Annotated in this window: 25 protein-coding genes; 24 read left to right on the top strand and 1 reads right to left on the bottom strand. The window is 28.4% G+C overall.

Translation table 11 applies throughout. From position 1 onward, the window contains the following. The 6 genes from ACFQ0S_RS03690 to ACFQ0S_RS03665 all read left to right on the top strand — a co-directional run bounded on the left by ACFQ0S_RS03690 (position 1) and on the right by ACFQ0S_RS03665 (position 7904). Positions 1–810, top strand: a complete 810-nt coding sequence (locus ACFQ0S_RS03690; RefSeq protein ID WP_379754019.1) for an NAD-dependent epimerase/dehydratase family protein — start codon at positions 1–3, stop codon at positions 808–810. A gap of 21 nt (positions 811–831) precedes the next feature. Continuing rightward, positions 832–1398 carry a sugar transferase gene (locus tag ACFQ0S_RS03685; RefSeq protein WP_379754016.1) on the top strand — a complete coding sequence of 189 codons (567 nt, stop codon included), beginning with the start codon at positions 832–834 and terminating at the stop codon, positions 1396–1398. 70 nt (positions 1399–1468) lie between these two features. Beyond that, on the top strand, positions 1469–2614 hold the full coding sequence (locus tag ACFQ0S_RS03680; RefSeq protein WP_379754013.1) for a DegT/DnrJ/EryC1/StrS family aminotransferase: 1146 nt from the start codon (positions 1469–1471) through the stop codon (positions 2612–2614). A 157-nt stretch (positions 2615–2771) separates the two neighbouring features. Then, complete coding sequence (locus ACFQ0S_RS03675; RefSeq protein WP_379819056.1) at positions 2772–4637, top strand: polysaccharide biosynthesis protein; 1866 nt, start codon at positions 2772–2774, stop codon at positions 4635–4637. A gap of 111 nt (positions 4638–4748) precedes the next feature. Continuing rightward, positions 4749–5507, top strand: a complete 759-nt coding sequence (locus tag ACFQ0S_RS03670) for a polysaccharide biosynthesis/export family protein (protein ID WP_379754007.1) — start codon at positions 4749–4751, stop codon at positions 5505–5507. Between the two features lie 6 nt (positions 5508–5513). Further along, on the top strand, positions 5514–7904 hold the full coding sequence (locus ACFQ0S_RS03665; protein ID WP_379754004.1) for a GumC family protein: 2391 nt from the start codon (positions 5514–5516) through the stop codon (positions 7902–7904). Between the two features lie 102 nt (positions 7905–8006). Here the strand turns inward: ACFQ0S_RS03665 and ACFQ0S_RS03660 are convergent, their stop codons facing one another. Beyond that, positions 8007–8744, bottom strand: coding sequence for a tyrosine-protein phosphatase (locus tag ACFQ0S_RS03660; protein ID WP_379754001.1), 738 nt, complete (start codon positions 8742–8744; stop codon positions 8007–8009). Between the two features lie 225 nt (positions 8745–8969). Here ACFQ0S_RS03660 and ACFQ0S_RS03655 point away from each other — a divergent pair, with 225 nt between their 5' ends. The 18 genes from ACFQ0S_RS03655 to ACFQ0S_RS03570 all read left to right on the top strand — a co-directional run bounded on the left by ACFQ0S_RS03655 (position 8970) and on the right by ACFQ0S_RS03570 (position 26799). Continuing rightward, a complete protein-coding gene (locus tag ACFQ0S_RS03655; RefSeq protein WP_379753998.1) occupies positions 8970–9839 on the top strand; it encodes an ABC transporter permease in 870 nt (289 codons plus the stop codon). Positions 9840–9848: 9 nt separating this feature from the next. Beyond that, positions 9849–11144: an ABC transporter ATP-binding protein gene (locus tag ACFQ0S_RS03650; protein WP_379753995.1), complete on the top strand. Its 1296-nt coding sequence runs from the start codon at positions 9849–9851 to the stop codon at positions 11142–11144. Next, on the top strand, positions 11141–11872 hold the full coding sequence (locus ACFQ0S_RS03645) for an FkbM family methyltransferase (protein WP_379753992.1): 732 nt from the start codon (positions 11141–11143) through the stop codon (positions 11870–11872). Before ACFQ0S_RS03650 ends, ACFQ0S_RS03645 begins: the two co-directional genes overlap by 4 nt. Continuing rightward, positions 11873–12622 (top strand): glycosyltransferase, encoded by a 750-nt coding sequence (locus ACFQ0S_RS03640; RefSeq protein ID WP_379753990.1) that lies wholly within the window; start codon positions 11873–11875, stop codon positions 12620–12622. Beyond that, positions 12619–13839, top strand: a complete 1221-nt coding sequence (locus tag ACFQ0S_RS03635) for a glycosyltransferase (RefSeq protein ID WP_379753987.1) — start codon at positions 12619–12621, stop codon at positions 13837–13839. The genes ACFQ0S_RS03640 and ACFQ0S_RS03635 overlap by 4 nt, the downstream gene beginning before the upstream one ends. Positions 13840–13881: 42 nt before the next feature. Beyond that, complete coding sequence (locus ACFQ0S_RS03630; RefSeq protein WP_379753984.1) at positions 13882–14670, top strand: glycosyltransferase family 2 protein; 789 nt, start codon at positions 13882–13884, stop codon at positions 14668–14670. Beyond that, complete coding sequence (locus ACFQ0S_RS03625) at positions 14655–15518, top strand: glycosyltransferase family 2 protein (protein ID WP_379753981.1); 864 nt, start codon at positions 14655–14657, stop codon at positions 15516–15518. The genes ACFQ0S_RS03630 and ACFQ0S_RS03625 overlap by 16 nt, the downstream gene beginning before the upstream one ends. A 123-nt stretch (positions 15519–15641) precedes the next feature. Then, the gene (locus ACFQ0S_RS03620; RefSeq protein WP_379753978.1) at positions 15642–16667 is read left to right on the top strand and encodes a glycosyltransferase family A protein; all 1026 of its coding nucleotides are present in this window, start codon (positions 15642–15644) and stop codon (positions 16665–16667) included. After that, a complete protein-coding gene (locus ACFQ0S_RS03615; RefSeq protein ID WP_379753975.1) occupies positions 16667–17332 on the top strand; it encodes an acylneuraminate cytidylyltransferase family protein in 666 nt (221 codons plus the stop codon). Before ACFQ0S_RS03620 ends, ACFQ0S_RS03615 begins: the two co-directional genes overlap by 1 nt. Positions 17333–17344: 12 nt before the next feature. Then, entirely contained in the window at positions 17345–18388 is a 1044-nt protein-coding gene (locus ACFQ0S_RS03610; protein WP_379753972.1) for an N-acetylneuraminate synthase family protein, read from the top strand. 3 nt (positions 18389–18391) lie between these two features. Then, entirely contained in the window at positions 18392–19465 is a 1074-nt protein-coding gene (locus tag ACFQ0S_RS03605) for a DegT/DnrJ/EryC1/StrS family aminotransferase (RefSeq protein WP_379753969.1), read from the top strand. Further along, entirely contained in the window at positions 19462–20109 is a 648-nt protein-coding gene (locus ACFQ0S_RS03600) for an acetyltransferase (protein ID WP_379753966.1), read from the top strand. The genes ACFQ0S_RS03605 and ACFQ0S_RS03600 overlap by 4 nt, the downstream gene beginning before the upstream one ends. A gap of 9 nt (positions 20110–20118) precedes the next feature. Continuing rightward, a complete protein-coding gene (locus ACFQ0S_RS03595) occupies positions 20119–21099 on the top strand; it encodes a glycosyltransferase (RefSeq protein ID WP_379753963.1) in 981 nt (326 codons plus the stop codon). Further along, entirely contained in the window at positions 21096–22220 is a 1125-nt protein-coding gene (neuC, locus tag ACFQ0S_RS03590) for a UDP-N-acetylglucosamine 2-epimerase (protein WP_379753960.1), read from the top strand. The genes ACFQ0S_RS03595 and neuC overlap by 4 nt, the downstream gene beginning before the upstream one ends. 21 nt (positions 22221–22241) lie before the next feature. After that, positions 22242–23162, top strand: coding sequence for a polysaccharide deacetylase family protein (locus ACFQ0S_RS03585; RefSeq protein ID WP_379753957.1), 921 nt, complete (start codon positions 22242–22244; stop codon positions 23160–23162). Further along, complete coding sequence (locus tag ACFQ0S_RS03580) at positions 23159–23992, top strand: GNAT family N-acetyltransferase (RefSeq protein ID WP_379753954.1); 834 nt, start codon at positions 23159–23161, stop codon at positions 23990–23992. The genes ACFQ0S_RS03585 and ACFQ0S_RS03580 overlap by 4 nt, the downstream gene beginning before the upstream one ends. Before the next feature lie 264 nt (positions 23993–24256). After that, on the top strand, positions 24257–25666 hold the full coding sequence (locus ACFQ0S_RS03575) for a hypothetical protein (RefSeq protein WP_379753951.1): 1410 nt from the start codon (positions 24257–24259) through the stop codon (positions 25664–25666). Then, positions 25651–26799: a glycosyltransferase family 4 protein gene (locus ACFQ0S_RS03570; RefSeq protein ID WP_379753948.1), complete on the top strand. Its 1149-nt coding sequence runs from the start codon at positions 25651–25653 to the stop codon at positions 26797–26799. The genes ACFQ0S_RS03575 and ACFQ0S_RS03570 overlap by 16 nt, the downstream gene beginning before the upstream one ends. Positions 26800–26830: the final 31 nt, after the last annotated feature.

The following is a 26830-nucleotide window of genomic DNA, read 5'->3' as shown; positions in this document are numbered from 1 at the left end:
ATGAAAACAGCCGTAGTTGTTGGAGCAAATGGTTTTCTAGGAAGTGCTTTAGTGGATAAACTTTTATCTCAAAACTATGACGTTGTTGCAATTTATAATTCAAGTTTCAATAAAATAAATAAGTTAGCTACTATTTATACAAAGGCTCAACTTTTTGAATCAGAAATTCAACCAGATTATATATACTATCTGCCAGGAAATTATGCGCTATCTCATCATGAAATGTTACAACTAAATGATGATTTGTATCAGTATTCATTAAAGTTTACTAATTCAAAAATGATATATATATCAAGTACTAATGTGTATGGTATTACAGATGAAATTATAACTGAGGATTCTGTTTTTAATAATCCAGGCTTATATGCGCTTTCAAAATTATCTGGAGAATTTATTGTAAGCGCCATGAAACATTTTGCAATTGTAAGGTTGGCATATATTTACGGTCCAGGAATTGCAAATAAGTCATTTATACCGCAGATAATTGATGCTGCAAGAAATATCAAAAAAATAACTTTATTCGGAAAAGGAGAAAGAAAACAAGATTACATATATATTGATGATGCAGTAAGTCTATGTTTTGCATGTTCTCTAAACCAAAGTAATAACATTTATTTGGGAGCCACAGGAATTTCAGTTTCAAATGAAGAAATTGCTCAGGAAATAAAAAAGCACATTGAATGTGATATTGTATTTATTGGAGAGGAAACAGGAAAATCTTTTTATTTTAATCCTATAAAAACTTTTAAAAACCTAGACTGGTATCCGCAAACCACAATTTCTGAAGGCATAAAACAAATGTTGTTTTAATTCTAGTTTGAAAATTAATAAATGCCAAAACGTATTTTTGATATTGTATTTTCGTTTTTTTCAATATTACTACTACTTATTCCTTTAGTTTTATTGTTTGTTTTTTGTTGTTTTGATACCAATTCAAATGGAATTTTTATTCAAGAAAGAGTTGGTCAATTCGGGAAAATTTTTAAGATGTTCAAATTAAGAACTATAAAAAGTGATGGGAGTATTTCGTTATTTGGAACATTTTTAAGAAAATTTAAAATAGATGAGCTCCCACAATTTTTTAACGTTTTTATTGGCGATATGAGTATTGTTGGGCCAAGGCCAGATATTTCAGGATATTACGATTTATTAGTGGGTAATGAAAGAGACATATTAAAGTTAAAACCAGGAATAACAAGTGCGGCCTCATTAAAGTATGTAAATGAAGAAGCTATTTTACAGCAACAAATTAATCCAAAAAATTATAATGATGAGGTTATTTTTAGGGATAAAGTAAATATGAATTTACAGTATTTTCATGATAATTCATTAATTTTAGATTTGAAAATTATTTTAAAAACAGTAAAAAAAATTACTGTAATTAATTTGTCAATATGACTATCGTAAAATAAGCTTATATTTGTGATTTTTAACTTTTAAAAGTTTAATAATTATTTTTTTAATATAAATGAGTAATCCCAAAATTTGGCTTTCGTCACCTCACATGGGAGGAAGTGAGCAAAAATATGTTAATGAAGCTTTTGAAACCAATTGGGTAGCTCCTTTAGGGCCTAATGTGATTGGCTTTGAACAAGACATAGAAAAATATCTTAAAGCAGATTGCCATGTTGCAGCTTTAAGTTCAGGGACAGCTGCTATTCATTTAGGATTAGTTTTATTAGGAGTAAAATCAGGAGATGAAGTAATTTGTCAAAGTTTTACTTTTTCAGCTTCTGCAAATCCAATATTATATCAAGGCGCAATCCCTATATTCATTGATAGCGAACCTGAAACATGGAACATGTGCCCAAAAGCTCTTGAAGAAGCCATAATTTCAAGAATTTCAAAAGGGAAAAAGCCGAAAGCAATCATTGCAGTTCATTTGTATGGCATGCCCTTTAAAGTGGATGAGATTAGAGCAGTTGCTAATAAATATGAAATCCCAATTATTGAAGATAGTGCTGAAGCTCTTGGTAGTACTTACAAAGATAGAAAATGTGGGACTTTTGGTGATATAGGCGTTTTATCATTTAATGGTAATAAAATAATAACAACTTCAGGAGGAGGAGCTTTAGTCGCCAAGTCAAAAGAATTAAAAGAGAAAGCTGTTTTTTTTGCAACACAGTCTCGAGATAATGCTCCGCATTACCAACATTCTGAAATAGGTTATAATTACAGATTGAGTAATATTTGTGCAGGAATAGGAAGAGGACAGATGGAAGTTTTAGATAAGCATATTACATTAAGAAGAGAAATGCATGATTTTTATGCAAATTATTTTACTAATATTGACGGAATTACTGTTTTGCGCGAACCCAATTCAGATTATTTCTCTAATCATTGGTTGAGTGCAATTTTAGTTGATCCTAACAAAAATGAAGGAAGAACTAGAGAAGATCTGCGATTAGCTTTCGAAAAAGAAAATATAGAATCTAGACCATTGTGGAAACCAATGCATTTACAACCTGTTTTTAAAAAATATCCCTATTATGGTTCAAAAGTAGCAGAGGAACTTTTTGAAAATGGTTTATGTCTCCCTTCTGGATCAAATCTTGATAAGGTTGATAGAGATAGAATTTTAGAAAAATTGAATGTTTTTTTTAATAATTTATAATTAATTTAGTATAAATTGTTAATTTTAAATAAATTTAAATATATTGAATAATACTACTAAATCAAATTCTATTTTTGAAACAGCAAAAGACAGCTTTTTTAAAAAGAGATTCAAAAACTTTGGATATTTACCAAGATGGATAATTTATGGTATAGATGTGGCTATTGTTTTTTTTGCAATTGTAATAACCCATTTAATTATAATAAGCCTTAATGTTAAGTTTTATGATAATCGCAATTTCAATTTAAGTTATTTGATAATTGTTTTTGTTAATGCTTTATCATTTTTATTTTATAGAACTTATGCTGGTATCATAAGGCATTCTACTTTTATTGATGGAGTAAAATTACTAGTGTCCACTACTGCTTCTTACTTTGTTTTATTATTCATCAACTACTCATGTTTTTTTGTTTTTGGAGATAAAATATTTTTAACGACTGGATTATTTATTAGTTATATAATTTCCTTTATTCTTTTATTTTTATTTCGAATTGTTGTTAAACTTTTTTTTCAAAGGTTTATGAATTTTGAAGATAAAAAGAAATTGACTAATGCAATAATCTATGGTTCTGATGCAAATGCAATTTCAGTAGCAAATGCTTTAAGAACTGAAAAACCTAGAAGATTTAAGTTATTAGGCTTTATAGATAAATTTAGCAATAATAAAACCGGAAAAAGAATTTTAAACCTCCCTATTCTCAATCAAAATAAAAATATACATGTGATTTTAAGAGCAATGAAGGCCGACTCTTTAATAATTGCTGAGAAAAGTTTGACTAAAGAAGAAATTGTTGCAATTGTTGAGGAATGTCTAGAATATAATTTTAAAGTATTTACTGTTCCTTTAATTACAGATTGGGAAGACGAAAAACAAATTTCAAATAAAGTTAAAAGCTTTGAAATAGAAGATTTGCTAGAAAGGAAGCCTATTGTTTTAGATACAAATACTATATCTTCTCAAATAAATGATAAGACTATTTTAATAACAGGTGCCGCTGGGTCAATAGGAAGCGAAATAACAAGACAAATTTTAAGTTTTAAACCTACTAAAATAATTATTTTAGATCAAGCAGAAACTCCTTTACATAGTTTAAGTCTAGAAATAGATGCAATAAATGAGCATATAAAAATGAGGCCAGTATTAGCTGATGTTAGAAATAGGGAGGCTTTAGAAAGAGTTTTTAAAAAATATAGACCAGATATTGTATACCACGCTGCTGCTTATAAACATGTTCCTCTAATGGAGGAAAATCCTTCTCAAGCTATATATACGAATGTTTTAGGGACAAAAAATTTAGCAGATTTATCAGTGAAATATAAAGTCGAACGATTTGTAATGGTTTCAACAGATAAAGCTGTAAATCCTAGTAGCGTTATGGGGGCCAGTAAACGAATTGCAGAAAAATATGTTCAAACACTACAAGACAAATTAGATAAAGAAAAAGAAAATCAAGAAAGCGCTACTAAATTTATTACTACTCGGTTTGGAAATGTGCTTGGGTCTAATGGATCAATTGTCCCGTTGTTTGCTAAACAAATTCAAGAGGGTGGGCCAATAACGATAACCCATCCAGAGATTATTCGATATTTTATGACTATTCCTGAGGCCTGTCAATTGGTTTTAGAAGCTGGAACTATGGGTAATGGAGGTGAAATCTTTATTTTTGATATGGGACAACCAGTTAAAATTATAGATTTAGCCAAAAAAATGATACGATTGGCTGGCTTTACTCCAGATAAAGAGATAGAAATCAAAATTATAGGTTTAAGACCTGGTGAAAAACTTTTTGAAGAGTTGTTGAACGATACATCCAAAACACTTCCAACTCATAATGAAAAAATATTAATAGCGCAGGAGATTCATGATGATTATTTATTGATTAATAATACAGTTATAGTTTTATTAGATAAAGTTCAATTTTTTTCTGACGAAGAAATAGTTATAGAAATGAAAAAAATTGTGCCTGAATTTAGAAGTATGAATTCTAGATATGTCGCCTTTGATTTAGATGTCAAATTATAAACCCTTAACAATATATTCAAATATTTGTAAATTATAAGTTGTAACTTCGCACACATCAAATAAATAAGTTAATCAATATTTATAATTAGAGTAAAAACAAACTTTTTCAGTATGAATAAAGCAATAATTAAATCAATATTTTATTTTATTTTTTTAGCATTAACGCTACAATCCTGCAAATCTATAATTACAACTAGGAAAGAAGTAGAGTATTTTAATGATGTAAAGATAGGATCGCAAGATAAAATTCTTTATTTTGAAAATAAAATACAAATCAACGATATTTTAAGTATTAGAATAGACGAATTATTGCCCGAAGCTGTACAGCCTTATAACTTACCTATGGAAGTTACTAATCAATTAAGTGGATATTTAGTTTCATATGAAGGAAAAGTAGTTATTCCTCGCCTAGGACCTGTAGAAGTTGCTGGAAAAACAATTACTCAGGTTGAAGCCACAATTAATAAACTTTTAATTGATAAAGGATTGGTTAAAGAACCAAATTCGATAGTTAGAATTATTAATGCTAGAGTAACTGTAGTTGGTGTATCAAATGTCAATTCAATAGTTTCATTTGGAATTAACAACACATTAACTATTTTGCAAGCTGTAGGAAATATAGCACCTGCGGGTATAAAAAACGATATTGTACTAATTCGTGAAGAAGATGGTCAGCGAATCTATAGGAAGCTAGATATTACTAAAATAGATTTGGTAAATAGCCCATATTATTATTTAAAGCAAAATGATGTTATTTACATAAAACCTAACGGTCCCACAGTATTGCAATCTGGTTGGTTGACAAGTGTAGGTAGTATTTTGAGTGTTTTTACTTCCTCCCTAGCTCTATATCTTTTATTATCCCGTTAATTTATTATGGAAAATTTTGAATTTGAAAATCAAGCGAATGTAAATGATTTTGATTTACTTGGAGAAATTAATAAATATTTAAAATATTGGTATTTATTCTTATTTTCGGTTTTATTCTTTTTTATAATTGCTAAAATATATCTAAGATATACAACCCCTATATTTGAATCTAAAACTCAAATAAAAATCTTAGACAACAGCTCTTCTGCATTTAAATTACCAGAAAACATGATTTCAATTTTTGGAGGTAAAAGCAATAAGCGTTCTATGGATAATGAAATAGAAATGATTAAATCCTACCAGTTAATGGAACGAGTTGTGAAAAAATTAGATTTAACAACGCGATATTATAGAGTTGGATATTTTACTAGCAAAGAGTTGTGGCCAAATCACCCATTTACAGTTAATTGGTTAAAGTCATCCGAACAATTACAGAATAAATCTCTTAGAATTAAAATAGAGGTTGTTAATAATGGATACATAATAATTGATGATGAGAATAATTTAAATTCTAATGTTATAAAGTTTAATTCTATTCATATATTATCTGGAATCCCTTTTAAAATTTCAACTAAATATAATTATAAAGAGTTCTTAGGAAAAGTTTTTATATTTGAATTATTGCCGCTAAAGCAAACAGCTTTGTATCTTAGTAAAGCAATTAATGTTGGCAGTGGAGTCGGTCAAAGTGATATATTAAATCTAACATTAACTGGCGAAAATAGTAGTAAAGTTGAAGCCACACTTAATGAAATTGTAAAACAATTTGATTTAGACGGTATTAAAGACAGACAATTAGTCTCACAACGAACTATAGATTTTGTAAATAATAGATTTAATTTTCTTGGGAGTCAGTTAGATTCAATCGAAACCGATAAAGAAAAATATAAACAAGTTAACGGACTTACAAATGTAGATACTGATATATCATCAGCTTCTAAAGACATAGAAGCTGCAAGAGATTTAATAACTAATGTAAACAATCAAATTGAGTTAACTAAGTATATTGAATCAACTCTTAAGTCACATAAAAAATTCGAATCTTTTCCATTAGAAATGGGGATTTCTAGTGCAATAATTAATCAATTATTTGGAAATTATAACTCGTTAATTTTTGAAAGAGAAAGACTTTTATTTAGCGCAGGTGAGAATAATCCTAGAATAAAGATGATTAACGACCAATTAGACATTCTTAAAAATGATATGTTTAAGTCCTTAAAAAACTATCAGTCAGAATTATTAGTTTCATTAGAAAAAAGTAAAGTTTTATACCAACAATATTTAGAAAAATTTAATAAGTTACCTCTTTATGAAAAATTTATAAGAAGCATTGAGAGGCAACAAAGTATAAAAGAGGCATTGTATATTCTTTTATTACAAAAAAGAGAAGAAGCCGCAATAAACGTAGCTGTTACTGGACCTTCCATAAAGGTAGTTGATTATGCTTCTTCAAATTCTACAGCAATTTCACCAAAAAAGGATTTGATCTACTTAGGGTCTTTGATAATAGGATTGTTGATACCATTTCTATTTGTTTTTGTTAAAAACTTTTTAGATAATAAAATTCATAATAAACAAGAGTTATTAAGAATAGTGAGGGATATTCCAATCGTATCTGAAGTCCCTTTTATTGGTGATGACCTAAAAGTAATGTTAGACAATGACAGATCTGTTCTTGCAGAGTCTTTCAGAATTTTAAGAACTAATATTGGATATTTATTGCCAATAAAGATTGATAAACAAGCACCAGTTTTATTTGTAACATCAACTATTAAGGGTGAAGGAAAAACTTTTACTTCAATAAATTTAGGAATGGCTTTCGCTACTTTAGGTAAAAAAGTTTTGGTAATTGGTGCCGACTTAAGAAACCCTCAATTTCATAATTATACTGATATGGATAAAAACCATATTGGTCTTTCTAATTATTTGTATGATATATCAATAGACTGGAGAAGCTTAAAAGTTGCTGGGAAATTTGATAGTCCAGACCTTGACCTAATTTTCTCAGGTATTATCCCACCCAATCCTGCTGAACTTTTGTCTAATGGACGTTTGGAGTTACTTTTAGACGAAGCAAAAAAAGAGTACGACTATATAGTAATTGATACTGCACCAACATTGTTGGTTACAGATTCTCTTACAATATCTCAATTTGCTGATGTTACTTTATTTGTAGTACGAGCAGATTTTACGGAAAAGAAGTTATTGCAATATTCTCTTGAATTGAAACAAAAGGGAAAACTTAAAAATATAGCTTATGTCTTAAATAACGTTGGAGTTAATCTGAGTTATAGGTATAAGTACGGATATGGTTATGGTTATGGCTATGGCTATGGAGAAGATGTATTTAAAAAATCTAAAATTAAAGAATTTTTAAATAAAAAATTTAATATCTAGTTTGTAAATATTTTAAAACATAAAAAGTTGCAATTATAATTAATTAAACAACTGTCTTATATTATAATTTAGACGGTTTTTTAATTTCTAACGGCATAAAACTTAAAATCTAAAAAATTGATTTCTTTCTATAGCTTCTTTAAGTGGTTGTGAATCTTTTAGTAAAATTTTTCTAGAAAATCCATCTATATGATTTTTATGATGAATGTCAGAGCCTACAAAATCAATCATTCCTTTTTGTAGTAATTTTTCAGAAATTTTAGTAGCTTCAATACCATAATATCCAATAGTTGACAATAAGTTGAGTTGAAATAAACAACCAGCATGTTTCAGTTTTTGATATTCGTTTAAATTATGATAAAAAAAGCTGTAGCGCTCTGGGTGTGCTAAAACCGGCTTATATCCCGCAACTTGCAAATCAAAAAGTATTTCATAAAGTTGTATCGGGGCATTGATATACGATAACTCTACCAAAACATAATTATCTTTTAAAACTAATAAAGGTTCATTCTGAAATAAATCAGCAAAATTGGAATCTATCAAATATTCAGCTGCTGCTTTTAAAGGGATATTTGTTTCTTTATTTTCTATGTCTAAAATGGTTCTATTTAAACTATTTTCAATCCCAGTTTTTGTATTTTCCCAAACATTTTTCATAATATGTGGCGTTGTAATGCATTCTTGGAACCCTAATTTTTTCATCTCTGAAATTAGAAAAAGCGTATCCTCGAAAGTTTGAGCACCATCATCAATTCCTGGTAAAATATGAGAATGAATATCAATATAATTATCAGGAATTAAATCTTTAAGTATTATTTTTGGTTTAAATAGTCTTAGCATAATGCAAAAATAACCAAAACAAAGGATTTTTGAATCATTCTAATCATATTTCTAAAAATCAAAATCTATTTGTCTAAATGTATTTAAAATAAACGCTATTACTGATATATTAAAAAAAGTTTCCTATAATCTTAAAAATAGTACCTTTGAGCTATTGCGATAGAGGATTAAAATTGCAAGAAGTTTATAAATTAAAAGTAGTTGTCCAGTTTTTAATCAATAAAAATGAATCATAAAGAAGATTCCGATGAGGAGTGGTTATTTGAAATAAAACCTAAAAATAAATTTTTAGATCTAAACCTTAAAGAAGTTTGGCAATATAGAGATTTATTATTACTTTTTGTTAAAAGAGACGTTGTAACTGTTTATAAACAAACCATATTAGGGCCATTATGGTATCTAATTCAGCCCTTATTCACCTCATTAATTTTTACAATTATTTTTAATAATGTAGCGGGTATAGATACTGGAAGTGTTCCTCCCTTTTTGTTTAATTTGGCTGGAATTACAGTTTGGAATTACTTTACAGCTTGTCTAAACGATACTTCAGATACATTTAAAAAAAATGCATCAATCTTTGGGAAGGTTTATTTTCCTAGAGTAATTATGCCAATTTCAATTGTAATTTCTAATTTATTAAAATTTGGAATCCAATTTACTATTTTTATAGGTTTCTATATTTATTTCTATATAAAAGGAGCAGGAATTAGTTTAAATGAATATACTATTCTATTTCCATTATTGATTATTATAATGGGTTTTTTAGGTCTGGGACTTGGAATGTTTATTTCCTCACTAGTTACTAAATATAGAGATTTTAGTTATTTAGTTAGTTTTGGAGTACAATTGTTGATGTACTTGTCTGCAGTAATGTATCCAATAGCATTAATTGCTGCTAAAATTCCAAATTATGCTTGGGTGGTTAAATATAATCCATTAGCTTATGTTATTGAATCTACACGTTTTATGCTACTTAATGTTGGAAAAATAACGCTATTGGGATTACTATATACATTAGTAGTAACTGTAATAGTTTTCTTTGTCGGATTATTAGTTTTTAATAAAACGGAAAAGAGCTTTATAGATACTGTATAAAAGATTTCTATGAGTAAAAATATAATTTTAAAAGCCGAAAATATTTCTAAACAATACCGATTAGGACAAGTCGGTACAGGTACTATTAGTCATGATTTAAATCGTTGGTGGCATCAAATTCGTGGTAAAGAAAACCCTTATTTAAAAATAGGTGATACTAATGATAGAAGTATAGCTGGTAGTAGTGATTATGTGTGGGCTTTACAAGATATTAATTTTGAAGTTGAAAGAGGAGAAGTTCTAGGAATAATAGGTAAAAACGGAGCAGGAAAATCAACGTTGTTGAAAATTTTATCTAGAGTTACTGCTCCAACAACAGGAGGTGTTAAAACGAAAGGTAGAATTGCATCTTTGTTAGAGGTAGGAACTGGGTTTCATCCAGAATTAACAGGAAGAGAGAATATCTATCTGAATGGCGCAATTCTTGGTATGAGTAAAAATGAAATTACTCGAAAACTAGATGAAATCATAGATTTTTCAGGAGTAGAACGTTATATAGATACTCCTGTAAAGCGATATTCTTCAGGTATGTATGTTCGTCTAGCTTTTGCTGTCGCAGCACATTTAGAAAGTGAAATTCTAATTGTAGATGAGGTATTATCAGTTGGTGATGCAGAGTTTCAAAAAAAATGTCTCAGTAAAATGGGAGATATTAGTAAAGGAGAAGGGAGAACCGTACTTTTTGTAAGTCATAATATGGCAGCTGTAAAGAGTTTATGTCAAAGTGGAATTGTTTTGGAAAATGGAGAAGCTGTTTTTACTGGAAGTGTAGAAGAATCAGTTTCACGATATTTTATGTCTAATTATTTTCATATAGAAAATAAAGTTATTGGAATTTATGATTTTCAAAATCATCAAGATAAGGTTAATTCAAAATATGGTTTGCTTAGTGCAGAATTATACTGTGATGGGCAACTAAGTGATGTTATCTTCACTGGTTCTAAGTTTGAATTGAAATTATATTTCGAATCATCAAGAGATTTTTATGAAGGTGAATTAGGAATAGTAATTAAAGATTCGAACCAGGTTTCATATATAGGATTAAATAATAAACATATTGGTAAAACTATAAAAGTAAAAAAAGGAAATGGCGTAGGGTATATAATCATTGATGAGTTTCCTTTATTTGCTTCAGATGATTATTGGATTAATCTTTATTTTGGCGATCAAGGTCCAAATTATGAAATCATAGAAAATGCAATACGATTTAAGTTAATAGGTGAAGATGTTTATGGATCAGGAAGGAAATTAGATTTTTCATGGAATAAAATTTTTCATAAAAAAATAAGTATAGAAACGATATGATTTATTTAATTAACTGTATAGTAATTTACTTTTTTAAAATTTTAAGTGTTTTTGGTAGAGGATTTTATTTAAAAAAGAAATGCTTTTCAAGCAAAAATATTTTAGAAATAAATTTTCAAAAAAATGAAAAATTCAATTTTATTCAGGTTGGCGCAAACGATGGTGTTAGTTTTGATTTTTTATTTGATTTTATTGTGCTAAGAGATTCTCAAGGAATTGTAATAGAGCCGGTTAAAGATTATTTTTCTGAATTAGTTGCCAATTATGGTAATTTCAATAAAATTATAAAAATAAACAAAGCCGTACATCCTTTTCTTAATAGGGTTGTTATAAATAAAATTTCTCCATTAGCAATCGAAAAATATCCAGACTGGGTAAAAGGTATTGCTTCATTAGATCCTGAACATCATAAAAAAACATTTATAGATAGCAAGCATATTTTAAAAGAAGAAGTTGATGCAGATCATCTTATGAATATTATTAATCAACATTTATCAAATAAAAACCTCGATTATCTTCAAGTTGATACAGAAGGTTTTGATTATGAAATTATAAAAATGATTGATTTTAATATAATTAAACCTTCAATTATTAAATACGAATCGGTTAATCTAGAAATAGAAGAACAAAAAAAATTAATAATATTGCTAAGAAATAAGGGTTATCTTACTTTCAATGAATATGGAGATACTATTGGTATTAATCTTAAAAAAGTTAAATTACTATAATTGATTCCAAAAGTAATTCATTATTGCTGGTTTGGTCCTAATCCAAAATCTCAACTTACTCTAGATTGTATTGTAAGTTGGAAAAAATTTTGCCCAGATTTTGAAATTATAGAATGGAATGAAGAGAATTCAAAAGTATATTCTAACAAATTTTATAAGGATTCTTTGCGTAAAAAAAAGTATGCTTTTATTGCTGATTATATTAGAGCAAAAGTTTTATTTGAACACGGTGGTATCTATATGGATACTGATATGTTGTTGCTTAAACCGATAAACCAATTGCTCTACTATGATTTTTTTATCAGTAATGAAGTTCAAGGTAGAGTTGCTTTTGGAATGTTTGGTGTAATAGAAAAACATAGATTTTTAAAACATATGCTTGACTATTATAATCAGACGGAATTTAATGTTTTTTCACCTCCAATTATTACGCACACTTTTAGTCCGATGATTAATGAAAAAACTGTTCTTGAAAATGAAGTGATTTTTCCTCCTGAATATTTTTACGCGTTGACATATGAAAATAAGGATAATGACTTTACACTATATGTAGGAGAAAACAGCGTTGCTGTTCATCTTTGGGATCATTCTTGGAAAAAAAGCCAAGAAGTTACAATAATGCAATTGATTAAAAATTGTCTCACTGTTATATTTGATTACGTTTTTTTTGGATATTCGTACATTTACTTCAGGAGGTATTTTAAGGAGTTTTCTCGTAAAATATATCATGTTCTAAAGTCAAGATTATGAAGGTACTTCACGTAACAACTTCTTCTAGAGGTGGCGCAGGAATCGCTACTCTTCGTCTTCATAAAGCATTGATTGAATATGGGGTTTCATCTGCATTTTTATCAATTAATCAAACTATTAATTTTGATAATGAAATTATTAAGGATTCTTTTTTTGAATACAAAAAGCATTCGTTATTGAAAAAAATAAGAAACAAAATTTACCCTTCCAAGAAAATTTTCTTTGAAAGAGAATTAAATAAATTGGCTTTGAAAATGAAATTTGAAATGGCAACATTACCATTTTCAAATTATAAAATTCATGAACATCCACTTTTTAAAGAGGCAGATATAATTAACCTTCATTGGATTGACGGAATTATTGATTATCCAAGTTTTTTTAAAAATTGTGATAAACCAATTGTCTGGACTTTTCATGATATGAATCCGTTTAGAGGAATTTTTCATTACCTAAATGATGAATTTAACAATCAAAATGTGGCTTCTTCATTTGATGCAAAAATTCAACAAATAAAGAAAGCTTCCTTTCAAAATATAAAAAGATGTACAATTGTTTCGCCTTCAAAATGGATGTTACAGGAAGTTGTTAATAGTAATGTTTTCCCTAATTTTTTTAAAATCGAAATTCCAAATGCCATTGATTTTGATCTTTTTAAAATACAAGATAAAGTATTATTGAAGAAAAAGTATGCCATTAATGCAGATGAATTTGTGATTCTTTTTGTTTCTGAAAGTATTGATATAAAAAGAAAAGGATTTGATTTGTTGCTAGAATCTTTAAGCTTTATGAAAAATAAAAAGACTACAATCTTAATGATTGGAAAAGGAGATGTTCCAGAAATTACAGGTTTTAAAATTATATCTTTGGGTGAAATTAATTCAAATGTCGAAATGGCGGCATGTTTTGCTCTGGCTGATGTTTTTGTTTTGCCAAGTAGGGAGGACAATTTGCCAAATGTTATGTTGGAATCCTTTGCTTGTGGTACGCCTATAGTTGGATTTAAAATAGGAGGAGTTGCAGAACATACGGTTAGAAATGTTACAGGTGTTTTAGCAAATGATTTAACAGGTTTTGCACTTTCACAAGCAATTATTGAACTACAAAATTCTGTAAACGAATATCATAAAGAAACAATAAGAGCTTATGCTAAAAACAATTTTGGATTAAAAAAACAAGCAGATTCCTACTATAAAGTTTACCATTCTTTTCTTGGGTAATTAAATTCAAATAAAACTAAATAATATAAATTGAGTAACCAAATGAAACCACTTTTATCAATTATAACTATAAATTTAAATGATGTAAATGGTTTAAAAAAAACTATTAATTCAGTAGTTAATCAAACGTTTCAAGATTTTGAATACATAATAATTGATGGTGGCTCATCCGATAAGAGTATTGAACTAATACAAAATAATAATGAAAGAATAAACTATTGGGTAAGCGAAAAAGATTCAGGAATATTTAACGCTATGAATAAAGGAATTAAAGTTGCCAATGGGACTTATTTGTTATTTCTTAATAGTGGCGATGTTTTAAATGGTTCTTCAGCTTTACAAGATTTTATTTCGTCACCCGATTTTGAGGGCGATATCATTTACGGAGATTATAAATTTGATAGAGGTGGTAAAGTGTATCCTGATGTTTTAACTCCTTTATTCTTTATAAAATCTTCTTTACCGCATCAAAGCACTTTTTTTAAAAGTCATGTTTTTGATGAAATGGGATATTATGACGAACGCTATAAAATAGTGGCCGATAGAGCTTTTTATATTAAATGTTTTTTAAGTAATCTATTTGTATTTAAACATGTAAACTATTTTTTAACGGTATTTAATATGTCTGGAATAAGTAACGATTCTATTTATACTTTTAAGAAGAATGAAGAAGATAATACTGTTTTTAAAGAATATTATGGTGTGTTTTATGATGATTTTAAAGCAATGATAAGTTTGCAACATCAATTAAATCAAGCAAAAAGAGAAACCGTTAAAGGCATTTTTAGTAGGATTTTAAATAAAATAAAACTCATATGTCGCAACCGTTAGTAAGTGTTATTGTTACAACATACAATAGAGATGAGTTTATTGAAAGAACTTTAATTTCTATAGATAATCAAACTTATAAAAACATTGAAATTATTGTTGTAGACGATGGTTCTAAAATAAATTATGCTGAAAAAATTTGTAATAAATTTAATAATTGTAAGTATTATTTTAAGAATAATGGAGGTCTTGCATCTGCTAGAAATTATGGAATTAAAAAAGCAAAAGGAATTTATATAGCATTTTTAGACGATGATGATTTATTTTTGCCACATAAAATAGAAGTTCAAGTTGCTATTTTATTACAAAAAAAAGATATATATTGTGTCCATTCGTCAGCCTCAGTGATTGATGGGAACGATAATCTAACTGGAGAAATAATAGGTTCTAGTAAAGAAAAAACACATAAAAGATCGGGTAATGTTTTTTGGAATGCTTTAGGTGTATGGGTTGTAAAATCACCAACACCATTATTTAGAAAACAAGTATTTGATAAAATTTTATTTGATGAAACAATAAAGGTTGGTGAAGACGTAGATTTTTATCAAAGAATGTTTTATTTTTTTAATATTTATTATGTTAATGAACCACTATCGATGTATAGAGACAATGATGATTCAAACAGACTATCAAAAAAAAATGAGAAATATATAGGTTTAGAGTCAAAAATATTCTCAAATTTTATAAAAATGGGTGTTAAAAATCCATTTACTTTGTACAAAATTGCTCTCCAGCTTGCGAAAGTCGGAATTCATAAAAAAAAAGTATTTTATAACAAAAACATGAAGGTTAGTAATTGGAAGTTGTATTTGAATCCGTTTTATTATGTCATGAATTTGGATAAATATTAAGGGTTATGGGTTAAAAAGAATAAAATAATAAACTAACTATAAATTATTCATTTTTAAACTAGTAAAATAAAAGTTCTCAAGAGATTTAGTTTCTCAGTGAAAATATTAAGCTCCATAATTATTATGCGAATAGGTTTTAATCCAAATAAAGATAATGCAATAGTTGAAAATAATTATTTTCATCAAATCGTTATTCCTATATATTTACCCAATTTTGAGGGCTATTTTAAAGATAGTTTTAGTATTTTAAAATACTCATTAAACTCTCTTTTTGCAAATTCGCACAATAAAACCTTTATTACTATAGTAAATAATGGTAGTTGTGATGAAGTGGTTTTGTTTCTGAACGATTTGCTACATAAAAAGAAAATAAATGAGTTAATTACCGTTCATAATATTGGTAAGATCAATGCAATTATTAAAGGAATTTCGGGACATAACTTCCAATTAATAACAGTTGCTGATGCTGATGTAATGTTTTTAAAAGATTGGCAAAAAGAAACTTATCACGTATTTACTCATTTTACAAAAGCAGGTTTGGTTGGTTTGGTTCCCAATTCGAAAATGGTAAAACACCTAACAGCTAATGTAATTTTTGACAATTATTTTTCAAAAAAACTAAAGTTTACCAAAGTCGAAAACCCAAATTCTATGCAGAAATTTGGCATAAGTGTGGGTAATGAAAATTATTTTAAAGACATTCACTTGCAAAAATATTTGACCCTCGAAAGCAACAATTTCAAAGCGGTTATTGGTTCAGGTCATTTTGTGGCAACTTATCGAGGCGATATTTTTAGAAAGTTACCTTTCCAAAGTACAGCATTTGCTTTAGGTGGCGATAGCGAAAATTTACTTCTTGATTATCCGGTCGTTAAAAATGGTCATTGGCGATTGACTACAGCAAATAATTATGCCTTTCATATGGGCAATACTAACGAGAAATGGATGGTTGATTTGAATGCAGTCAACGAGTCTACTGAAATGATGAAATTTCAATTAGAAGCACCTTTTTTACAACCCAATTCAACCAATTATTTTATTAATTTGTTCAAAAACAAACTTTTTTACAGGATAAATTACCAGAAAAATATTTGGAAATTGTTTTTGCAGTTGAAAGGATTAACAAAAACAGAGGCACAACAATATTAATGAAAACAATCGCTATTATTCCAGCTCGTGGAGGATCTAAAAGATTGCCTAACAAAAATATTCTCTTATTAGGAAATTACCCGTTGTTGGTTCATAGTATTTTATATGCCCAAGCCAATAGTGAAATTATTGATGATATTTATGTTTCTACCGATGATGAAAAAATTAAAGAAATAGCACTTCAGTTTGGAGCTAAAGTAATCGATAGACCAATAGTAATTTCAGGTGATTTAGAACCTACAATTACCACGTTGCAACATGTTTTACAATCAATAAAAGATGAAGTTGAAAATGTAGTTTTATTACAACCTACTAATCCACTTCGACCAGAAAGTTTGCTAAAAGAATGTTATAATACATTTAAAGAAACTAGCTCCGATAGCTTATTTACAGTTTCACAAAACCATCAAAAATTCGGAAAAATTGTCAATTCTAAATTTATTCCATTTAATTATGAAATTGGGCAACGAAGTCAAGATTTAGAGCCGCTATTTTTTGAAAATGGATTATTATATATAAGTAAAGCCAAGTCAATTCAAGATAATAAAATAATTTCAGAAAATGCTTTTCCGTTTGTTGTAAATCATATTTTTGCTCATGTTGATATCGATACACAAAATGATTTGGATTATGCTCACTATATATTAAATCATTTTAATTTTTAATTGTTAAAAAAAATGAAGCCAAACTATATAGAAATTGCAGGAAGAAAAATTGGAACTGATTATCCACCATTAGTAATCGCAGAAATCGGTATCAACCATGAAGGTTCATTAGCAATTGCCAAACAAATGGTTGATGCTGCCAAACGTGCTGGAGTTGAAGTGGTAAAACATCAAACTCACATTGTAGCAGATGAAATGAGCGGTGCTGCCAAAAAAGTAATCCCAGGTAATGCCGATGTTTCAATTTATGAAATAATGGAACGTTGTTCTTTGAATGAAGCAGATGAATTTGAACTAAAAAACTATGTCGAAAGTAAAGACATGATTTTTATTTCTACTCCTTTTTCTCGAGCTGCAGCAGAACGTTTGAAGAAATTTGATATTCCTGCCTATAAAATTGGTTCGGGAGAATGCAATAATTATCCACTTTTAGAGCACATTTGTTCGTTTGGAAAACCTGTAATTTTAAGTACTGGAATGAATTCAATTGAAAGTGTTCAAAAAGCAGTTACCATTTTTGACAAACACAATATTCCAGTTGCATTATTACACACAACAAATTTATATCCAACACCAATTCATTTAGTTCGTTTTGGAGCAATGATACAAATGCATAATGCTTTTCCTGATAAAGTTTTCGGACTTTCAGATCATACACTAAATAATAATGCTTGCTTGGGAGCTGTTGCGCTTGGAGCTAGTATTTTAGAACGACATTTTACGGACCATATGCAACGAACCGGACCTGATATTGTTTGTAGTATGGATGAAAGAGCTTGTACTGATTTAATAGTAAGTTCAAATGAAATTTGGCAAATGCGTGGCGGAACTAAAGAACCTGCAAAGGAAGAACAAGTAACTATCGATTTTGCTTTTGCAACGGTATGCTCGATTGCTAAAATTAAAAAAGGCGAGAAATTAACTAAAGAAAATATATGGGTGAAACGACCTGGAACTGGAAAAATTTTGGCGGAACATTTTAATGATTTAATTAAAAAAGTGGCTACTAGAGATATTGATGATGATGAACAATTAACTTTTGAAGATTTTAATTAATATATGATAAATGTAACTAGAGCCTTTTTACCTCCTTTAGATGAGTATAATGATTTTCTTGAAAGAATATGGAGTAATGTATGGCTCACGAATAGAGGAGAATTAGTTCTAGAACTAGAAGAAAAATTAAGAGAATTTTTAAAAGTAGAACATATTCTGGTAACCAATAATGGTACGATTCCCATTCAAATTGCATTAAAACTATTGGCAAATAATGGTGAAGTTATTACAACTCCATTTAGTTATGTTGCAACAACTGCATCAATTATTTGGGAGAATTGCACTCCTGTTTTTGTAGATATTCATCCCGAATATTTAACAATTGATGAAAATAAAATTGAAGATGCAATTACTGATAAAACATCAGCAATATTAGCAACTCATGTTTTTGGAAATCCATGCAATGTTGAAAAAATAGAAAGTATAGCAAAAAAATATAATCTAAAAGTTATTTACGATGCAGCGCATAGTTTTGGTGTAGAATACAAAAATCAATCTATTTTTGATTTTGGTGATATAAGTACTTGCAGTTTTCATGCAACAAAATTGTTTCATACTGGTGAAGGTGGAGCTCTTTTTGCAAAAAATAAAGAACTGCAACATCAATTATTTTATAGTCATAATTTTGGACATAATGGCCCTTTAGAATTTTATGGTTTGGGAATAAATGCTAAAATATCAGAACTTCAAGCAGCAATGGGCTTGTCTGTTTTTAAATATTTGGATGAAATAATTAGTAATAGAAAAGTAATTGTTGAAACTTATAATGAAAATTTAAATTTTAATATACTAAAAACTATAAAAATTAGAGAAAACACAAAATGGAATTACGCTTATTATCCTATACTTTTTAAAAACGAGAAACTTTTATTATCTTGTCAGCAAGTATTATTAGATAATAAAATAATGCCAAGACGTTATTTTTACCCTTCCTTAAATAAAATAAACTATGTAAATTGTGCTATAATGCCAATTTCAGAAGATATAGCTTCAAGAATTTTATGTTTACCTTTATATAATGAATTGGATATAAAAGATGTGGAAAGAATAATAAACATAATAAATAATTGTTTATGATTTTAATTGGAGCGAAAGGTTTTGCAAAAGAAGTTTTAGAAGTTTTACATCAACTTAATCAACTTGATAATCTTGTTTTTTATGATGATGTAAATTCCGATTTACCAAATAAAATGTATGATTTGTTCCCAATTTTAAAAAGCCTAAGTGAAGCCGAAGCGCATTTTAAAAACATAAATAATAATTTCACTATAGGCATTGGAAACCCAGTTTTAAGAAAAAAAATATACGATACTTTCTCTTCAATTGGTGGAATATTTGTTTCTACAATAAGTCCAAATACCAATATTGGTCATTATGGAAATTCAATTGATGAGGGTTGTAATATAATGACAGGAACAGTCATAACAAATGATATTACAATTAAAAAAGGTGTTTTGATAAACTTAAACTGTACAATTGGTCACGATTGCAACATAGGAAATTTTGTAGAAATGTCACCTGGTGTTCATGTTTCTGGGAATTGTGTTATTGGAGATTATTCAATTTTAGGTACAAATGCAACGGTTTTACCAAAAATAAAAATAGGAAAAAATGTCATTGTAGGAGCTGGTTCTGTTGTTACAAAAGATGTTCCTGATAACTCCTTAGTTGTAGGAATTCCAGCTGTAATAAAAAAAGAACTAAAACCATTAATTTTTTAATTAGTAACAATGTTGAAAGTAAGTGTAATTATGATCACCTATAGGCATGAAAAATATATTGAACAAGCCATTCAAGGTGTATTAATGCAAGAAGGAAATTTTGAATTAGAATTTATTATTGCAAATGATTGTTCTCCAGATAAAACCGATTTAATTATCAAAGAAATAATTAAAACACATCCTAAATCTTCTTCCATAATATATTTGTCAAGAGATGCAAATTTGGGAATTATGCCTAATTTTATTGATGCAAGTTCACAATGTAATGGCAGTTATATTGCTTTATGTGAGGGAGACGACTATTGGGTTGATAAATTTAAAATTCAAAAACAATTAGATTTATTTTTAAGTGATCAAGAAATTGGACTAGTCTATACCGGTCTTAAACATTTTAATCAAAGTCAAAACACTTTTATTGATATCAATACAAAACACTTTTCTGATAAATCTGTTGTCATTTCAGAATTATTAAAATCTAAATATATTGAGTTCTGTACAGTGATGATTGAAGCAAAATTATTTAAAAAGACATTAAAGTTATTGCATAATGAACTTTTAAATAATACTATTATAGGAGATACTAGAATCATATTGGAATGTGCACAAAACAGTAAATTTGGATTCTTGGCCGACATTACAACCGTTTATAGAATTTTACAAAATAGTGCAAGCCACCCTGTTGGAATTGATAAAGGTTTACTTACTTCAAAGGATACTTACAACTGCAGAAAATTTTTTATAAATAGATATTCATTAAATAAAAAATTGTTAGCAGTAGTTCTGTGTAATTTTAATAAAGGTTTAATTACTAAAGCTTTTAATGAAAAGAACTATTCCAATGTAATTAAGTTGATATCAAATATTAAACTAATTGATTATTTTGATTATTGCGATTTTAAAACGTTTATCAAGAAAACTACGCCTACAATAATTATGAAATTTATACTTTCAATTTTAGGATTTGGAATAATAAAAAATATTGTCAAGTGACTAAAAAAATCCTATTTCTAACAGGAACTCGTGCCGATTTCGGAAAAATAAAATCGCTCATAACAATTATTGACTCACATCAAAATTTTGAAGTATTTGTTTTTGTTACCGGAATGCATTTGCAAAAAGAGTATGGATTTACACTTATTGAAATTGAAAGATGCAATTTTAAAAATGTGCACTCTTTTGAAAATAATACGCACGAAACCACCATGGATTTAACTTTAGCAAAAACCATTGAGGGTTTGTCATCTTATTGTAAAAATGTGCAACCTGATTTGATTGTGGTTCATGGTGATAGAGTAGAAACCTTAGCTGGAGCTATTGTAGGGTCATTAAATAATATTCTTGTTGCTCATATAGAAGGAGGTGAATTATCTGGAACTGTTGATGAACTCATTCGTCATAGTGTAACTAAACTAAGTCATATTCATTTTGTTTCAAATAAAGAAGCGGCAAAACGATTACTTCAAATGGGCGAAATGGATTCATCAATTTATACTATTGGTTCGCCTGATATTGATATTATGTTTTCAGATGCATTGCCTAGTTTAGAAAAAGTAAAAGAATATTATCAAATTCCATTTAAGCAATTCGGAATCGTAATGTTTCATCCTGTTACAACTGAAGTCAATGAGATGAAAGAATATACAGATAATTTTGTAAATGCATTGTTAGAAGATTATCGCAATTATATTATTATTTATCCCAATAACGATTTAGGAAGTAAGTACATCATAGATAGTTATCAAGAATTTAAAATGAATTCACGTTTTAGAGTTTTTCCATCACTTCGATTTGAATATTTTTTAACTCTGCTCAAGAATGCACAATTTATTATTGGTAATAGTAGTGCAGGAATTCGTGAGGCTCCTTATTACGGAATTCCAATTATTAATATAGGAACGCGCCAACAAAATAGAGCCGTTCATGCCGATATTATCAATATTGACTATGCTGAAAACAGTATTTTAAGTGCATTAAATAGTATAGATTCTCATAAAATTCAAAATGCAAATTCTGATTTTGGAGAAGGAAATAGTGCCCAATTGTTTTTAGAATCTTTAAAAAATTCTAGTATTTGGAACGTTAATCATCAGAAGCAATTTAGGGATTTGTAGAATATTAATTGTTGAATTTATATGCTTACAATAAGTAATTATCATTATATCAGAGAAAATTTTAACGCCAATTATCCTAGTATTTTTGGTGTTACCCCCGATTTATTTAAAAATCAATTGATTTTATTAAAAGGCAAAGGCGATTTTATAAGTTCTATTGATTTAATTTTGAATGGCGATGAAATTTTAAAGTCAAAAGATAATTATTATTTAATCACCTTTGATGATGGCTTGAAAGAACAATACAATTGTGCTGTACCAGTACTAGAAGAATTAAATATTCCCGTAATTTTATTTGCAAATTCTAGAAATTATCAAGATAAGAAAGTTAGTACAGTTCATAAAATTCATTTGTTAAGATCAATGCTCTCGCCAAAAGAATTCTTATCAAAAATAAGCCATCAGAATGATTTAAATACGATTTCAGATGCTATTGTTGAGAAAGCGCAAAGTATTTATATTTATGATGATAAAGAAACCGCAGTATTAAAATTTCTTCTAAACTTCAAAATGGATTTTACAATTCAAGAAAAGATTATTAAAGTTATTTTTGATAATTATTTTAACGAAAATGAGGTATTGAATGAATTATACATGAATGAAAAAGAAATTGTTCATTTGAGTAAAAAAGGTTTTTTAGGAAGTCACACCCACAATCATTTTCCTATTGGTTTGATGAATGAAGATGAAATTACATTTGAATTAGAAAACTCAAAGTTGTATTTTGAAAAGCTAACAAATACCAAAATAGAAACCGTTGCTTATCCTTATGGTTCGCCAGAAGCAAGCACAAGCGAAGTTGCCAGAATCGCAATAAAAGCTGGCTATAAATATGGTTTCACAACCACTCGTGGCATCAACACTCAAGACAGTAATTGTTTGTTATTAAATAGATTTGATTGTAACGATATGCCAGGTGGAAAAAATTATAAAGTAGTATGATAACTAGAGAAGCAACCATTGAAGATTGGGATAAATTATTTATCTTTTTTACCAGAGTTTATAGGTCCAATCATCCACTACAAAATAAAGAATTTTGGAATTGGCAGTACGGAGAAAAACAATACGGAAGGTCGTTAATTTGTCTAAATGAAAACGGAAGTATTGTTGGTCACGTAGGTGCCAATTTTGGTGGCGGTGTTGCTTGGATTATCAATGTATATCTAGACGAAGAATGCAGAGGAAAAGGTATCTTAGGAAAGTTATATGAATTGGCAAGAAATTATTATCCTTTAGCTGCGACTGCGGCCAATGAAGCTGGTTTGGGGTTGTATAAAAACATGCGTTGGATTAGATACTATGATTTAGTAAGATATGTAAAAATAAATCCAAGTTTAAATGAAATAAGCACAGAAAACGTATGTAAACCAACAGTTGTCAATGTAAGTAATTTAATAATTAAAGACACACATTACTTTCAGCAGCCATCATTAAAAGGAATAATTTTAGAAGATGGGTCCAGAGCTGTAAGCCAAGAAAATGTTGGAGGTTTGAGAGTTGTTGATATAACTGATGTGAATCAAATTGAATCTCAAGCTTGGCAAATAGGTTATAACTGGATGGATTATATTACTTCTTGGAATGATTTAAAAACTAAAGATTTAGAGAAAAAAGGTTGGGTTTTAGATTATAAATGCTTTGTTCCTTGGCGATTGAACCCTTTAGAAAAAGGCTACTTTTGCGATATTACATTTCTATCTGAGCAACCATTAAATAAGGAATTCATTGTGCATCGCTCTTTTTCTGATCATGGAAGAATTGGAAGTTTATAACTATGTCAAATTCAAAATATAATTTATCTGTTGCAGTTGATTGTGAATCAGTTGTTACTATTTTTCGTTTTGAGAACTCAAATTTTTAAGAGGAAAAATCTTTTGATTTAAAAATCCAATTTTCGCAACCAATTGTTTCCATCAGAAACCACAATTAACTTTAGTTTGAGTAATTTTTCAAAAGATAATAATGAGCTGTCAAATCAAGTTTGTATCAGCAAAAGAAATAATAATTTATAGCTCAAAAATAATTAGATAGAACATATGAGAATCATTTTAATTATACCTGATGGGGTTGTCGTAAGAAATTACTTGTATTCCGATTTTGTAAGCAAATTAACCCAAAAAGGATTTGAAATTTATGTTTTTCATCAAATTCCGAATGCAGCTATAGCTGAGATAAAATCAGTTACTCAAGACATAAAAGAATTTAACTTTATTGCTTATTTTACCGAACCTTTTATCGCAAGAATTATAAGGGAAATTGTAGTTTATGCTAGACTTCTAATCAATATTAGAAAGCTTGAAAACAAATCTATTCTATACTTTTGGAATAGGAATCAGAAAGGTTTTAAACGCAAATTTCTTTTAAATTTATCGGAGTTTTTAGGTTTTTTTGTTTCTAAATCATATAATTTAATACTTTTTCTTGAAAAAAAATATGATAATTTAATGCTAAATACTAATGTGGCAAAACAATTATCCATCGAAATAAACCGAATTAAACCTGATATTGTGTTGAATTTACACCAACGTTCTATTATTAATGCTCCAATAATAAATTATGCTAAAAGCAAGGGTATTAAAACGGCAACAGTCATTTATTCTTGGGATAATGTACCAAAAGCAAGATTGATTTCTAGTTACGACAACTATTTTGTTTGGTCAGAGCTTATGAAAAATGAACTTAATTTACTGTATCCAGAAATAAATAAAAATCAAATAAAAGTTGTTGGAACACCACAATTTGAGTTTTATTTTGATAAAAAATTACATCAAGCCAAAGCTGAGTTCTTTAATAAATATAATTTAGATGTCAACAAAAAAACAATTTGTTTTTCGTCTAACGATTCTTCTTCGCCTTATGATCCTAATTATTTAGAAGATTTATGTGAAGAAATTAGTAAAGTAGATTCAGTTGTTCGTCCACAAATACTTTTCCGTATAAATCCTTTTGATAAATCTGGTCGGTTTAATACTATTTTAGAAAAATATAAGAAATTGGTTTTTGTAGTAAATCCAGATTGGCGAACTGAATCAGAGGGAGATGTTAATTTTATAAATATTTTTCCAAGTTATAATGATTTATATTTGTTGGTAAATACGGTTCTGCATTCAGATGTTGTTGTAAATCTCGGAAGTACCATGGCGCATGATTTTGCAGTATTGAATAAACCTGGATTGTATTTTAATTATGATCCAGAATTAAATTCTAAATTACCAGTAAAAGAGGTTTATAAGTTTCAGCATTTTAGAAGTATGAATACCCTTGAAGCTGTTGGCTGGATTGATAATAAGTTTGAAATTGCGGTTAAGATCATAAAAGCAATTCAAGAGCCAAACCAAATAGGAAAAGATAGAACCCAGTGGATGGAAATAATTGTAGAACATCCATTAAATGAAAACAGTATGAAACTAGTAATAGAATTAGAAAAAGCATGCACATCTGTATAATTACGCACGAATATCCTAAACCTGGTTTTTCTCATGGTGGAATAGGAAGTTTTGTAAAGACCATTGCTGAAAAATTAGTTGAAAAAGGTATAGATGTAAGTGTGGTTGGAATAAATTATACTTCTAATAACGAGGAAACTAATGAATCAGGTATAAGAATTTTTCGTTTAAAGAAAAATTTTATTAAAGGAATTTCCTGGTGGTTCAATTCTAAACAAATTAACTCTAAAATCGAAGAAATTCACCAGAAATACCCAATTGATATTATAGAAACCTCAGAACTTGGGCTTGCATTTATAAAAAAAACAGTTGGCATAAAATATGTAATTCGTTTGCATGGCGGACATCATTTTTTTAGCGAGGCTGAGAATAGAGGTATAAATAAATGGAAAGGATTTCAGGAAAAAAAATCATTTTCTAAAGCAGATGGTTTTATTGCAGTTTCTCAATATGTAAAGACGCATACTGAGAAATATTTGAGTTACAACAACAAAAAAACAGTTTTAATAAATTACCCAATTAATACAAAATTATTTCGACCATTAGATTTACAAATTATTGAAGATAGAATTGTTTTTGCAGGAACAGTTTGCGAAAAAAAAGGAATTAGACAGCTCATACAAGCTTTTCCAATAGTACAGGAACGTTTTCCAAAAGCAACATTAGAAATTTATGGTAGAGATTGGTTTTTCCCGGATGGAAGTTCATATATAGAAAAATTAAAAAAAAATGAATTACTACAACTAGGAAAAACAGCCAATGCAATTCATTTTCACGGGGCAATTTCGTATGAATTAATTCCCATAAAATATGCAGAAGCTGCGGTTTGTGTTTTTCCATCTCACATGGAAACCCAAGGTTTAGTTGCGCCAGAAGCCATGGCAATGGAAAAAACAGTAGTTTTTACAAAATTAGGACCAGGAATAGAAACAATTTCAAACTTTGAAACAGGCCTGCTTTGTGACCCGCTAAATCCAAATGAAATAGCAGAAAAAATAATATGGGTTCTTTCAAATAAAGAAAAATCTGTACTAATAGGGAAAAAAGCAAGAGAATTTGTTATTAATAAGTATGATTTGAACATAATTGTAAAAAAAAATGTTGAATTCTACAATTCAATTTCAGAAAAATAATATGACTACATTTCATTTAATCTATTCTGAT

This window comes from Flavobacterium myungsuense (assembly GCF_042677265.1).
Lineage (GTDB): Bacteria > Bacteroidota > Bacteroidia > Flavobacteriales > Flavobacteriaceae > Flavobacterium > Flavobacterium myungsuense.
The sequence above is the reverse complement of the archived record's forward strand: the minus strand, read 5'-3'. Positions and strand labels throughout refer to the sequence as shown.

Bases quoted from the DNA above. Each gene is read 5' to 3' on its own strand.
- ACFQ0S_RS03690 (WP_379754019.1), top strand. From the start codon at position 1: ATGAAAACAGCCGTAGTTGTTGGAGCAAATGGTTTTCTAGGAAGTGCT.
- ACFQ0S_RS03685 (WP_379754016.1), top strand. From the start codon at position 832: ATGCCAAAACGTATTTTTGATATTGTATTTTCGTTTTTTTCAATATTA.
- ACFQ0S_RS03680 (WP_379754013.1), top strand. From the start codon at position 1,469: ATGAGTAATCCCAAAATTTGGCTTTCGTCACCTCACATGGGAGGAAGT.
- ACFQ0S_RS03670 (WP_379754007.1), top strand. From the start codon at position 4,749: ATGAATAAAGCAATAATTAAATCAATATTTTATTTTATTTTTTTAGCA.
- ACFQ0S_RS03665 (WP_379754004.1), top strand. From the start codon at position 5,514: ATGGAAAATTTTGAATTTGAAAATCAAGCGAATGTAAATGATTTTGAT.
- ACFQ0S_RS03660 (WP_379754001.1), bottom strand. From the start codon at position 8,744: ATGCTAAGACTATTTAAACCAAAAATAATACTTAAAGATTTAATTCCT.
- ACFQ0S_RS03655 (WP_379753998.1), top strand. From the start codon at position 8,970: ATGAATCATAAAGAAGATTCCGATGAGGAGTGGTTATTTGAAATAAAA.
- ACFQ0S_RS03650 (WP_379753995.1), top strand. From the start codon at position 9,849: ATGAGTAAAAATATAATTTTAAAAGCCGAAAATATTTCTAAACAATAC.
- ACFQ0S_RS03645 (WP_379753992.1), top strand. From the start codon at position 11,141: ATGATTTATTTAATTAACTGTATAGTAATTTACTTTTTTAAAATTTTA.
- ACFQ0S_RS03635 (WP_379753987.1), top strand. From the start codon at position 12,619: ATGAAGGTACTTCACGTAACAACTTCTTCTAGAGGTGGCGCAGGAATC.
- ACFQ0S_RS03630 (WP_379753984.1), top strand. From the start codon at position 13,882: ATGAAACCACTTTTATCAATTATAACTATAAATTTAAATGATGTAAAT.
- ACFQ0S_RS03625 (WP_379753981.1), top strand. From the start codon at position 14,655: ATGTCGCAACCGTTAGTAAGTGTTATTGTTACAACATACAATAGAGAT.
- ACFQ0S_RS03620 (WP_379753978.1), top strand. From the start codon at position 15,642: ATGCGAATAGGTTTTAATCCAAATAAAGATAATGCAATAGTTGAAAAT.
- ACFQ0S_RS03615 (WP_379753975.1), top strand. From the start codon at position 16,667: ATGAAAACAATCGCTATTATTCCAGCTCGTGGAGGATCTAAAAGATTG.
- ACFQ0S_RS03610 (WP_379753972.1), top strand. From the start codon at position 17,345: ATGAAGCCAAACTATATAGAAATTGCAGGAAGAAAAATTGGAACTGAT.
- ACFQ0S_RS03605 (WP_379753969.1), top strand. From the start codon at position 18,392: ATGATAAATGTAACTAGAGCCTTTTTACCTCCTTTAGATGAGTATAAT.
- ACFQ0S_RS03600 (WP_379753966.1), top strand. From the start codon at position 19,462: ATGATTTTAATTGGAGCGAAAGGTTTTGCAAAAGAAGTTTTAGAAGTT.
- ACFQ0S_RS03595 (WP_379753963.1), top strand. From the start codon at position 20,119: ATGTTGAAAGTAAGTGTAATTATGATCACCTATAGGCATGAAAAATAT.
- ACFQ0S_RS03585 (WP_379753957.1), top strand. From the start codon at position 22,242: ATGCTTACAATAAGTAATTATCATTATATCAGAGAAAATTTTAACGCC.
- ACFQ0S_RS03580 (WP_379753954.1), top strand. From the start codon at position 23,159: ATGATAACTAGAGAAGCAACCATTGAAGATTGGGATAAATTATTTATC.
- ACFQ0S_RS03575 (WP_379753951.1), top strand. From the start codon at position 24,257: ATGAGAATCATTTTAATTATACCTGATGGGGTTGTCGTAAGAAATTAC.
- ACFQ0S_RS03570 (WP_379753948.1), top strand. From the start codon at position 25,651: ATGCACATCTGTATAATTACGCACGAATATCCTAAACCTGGTTTTTCT.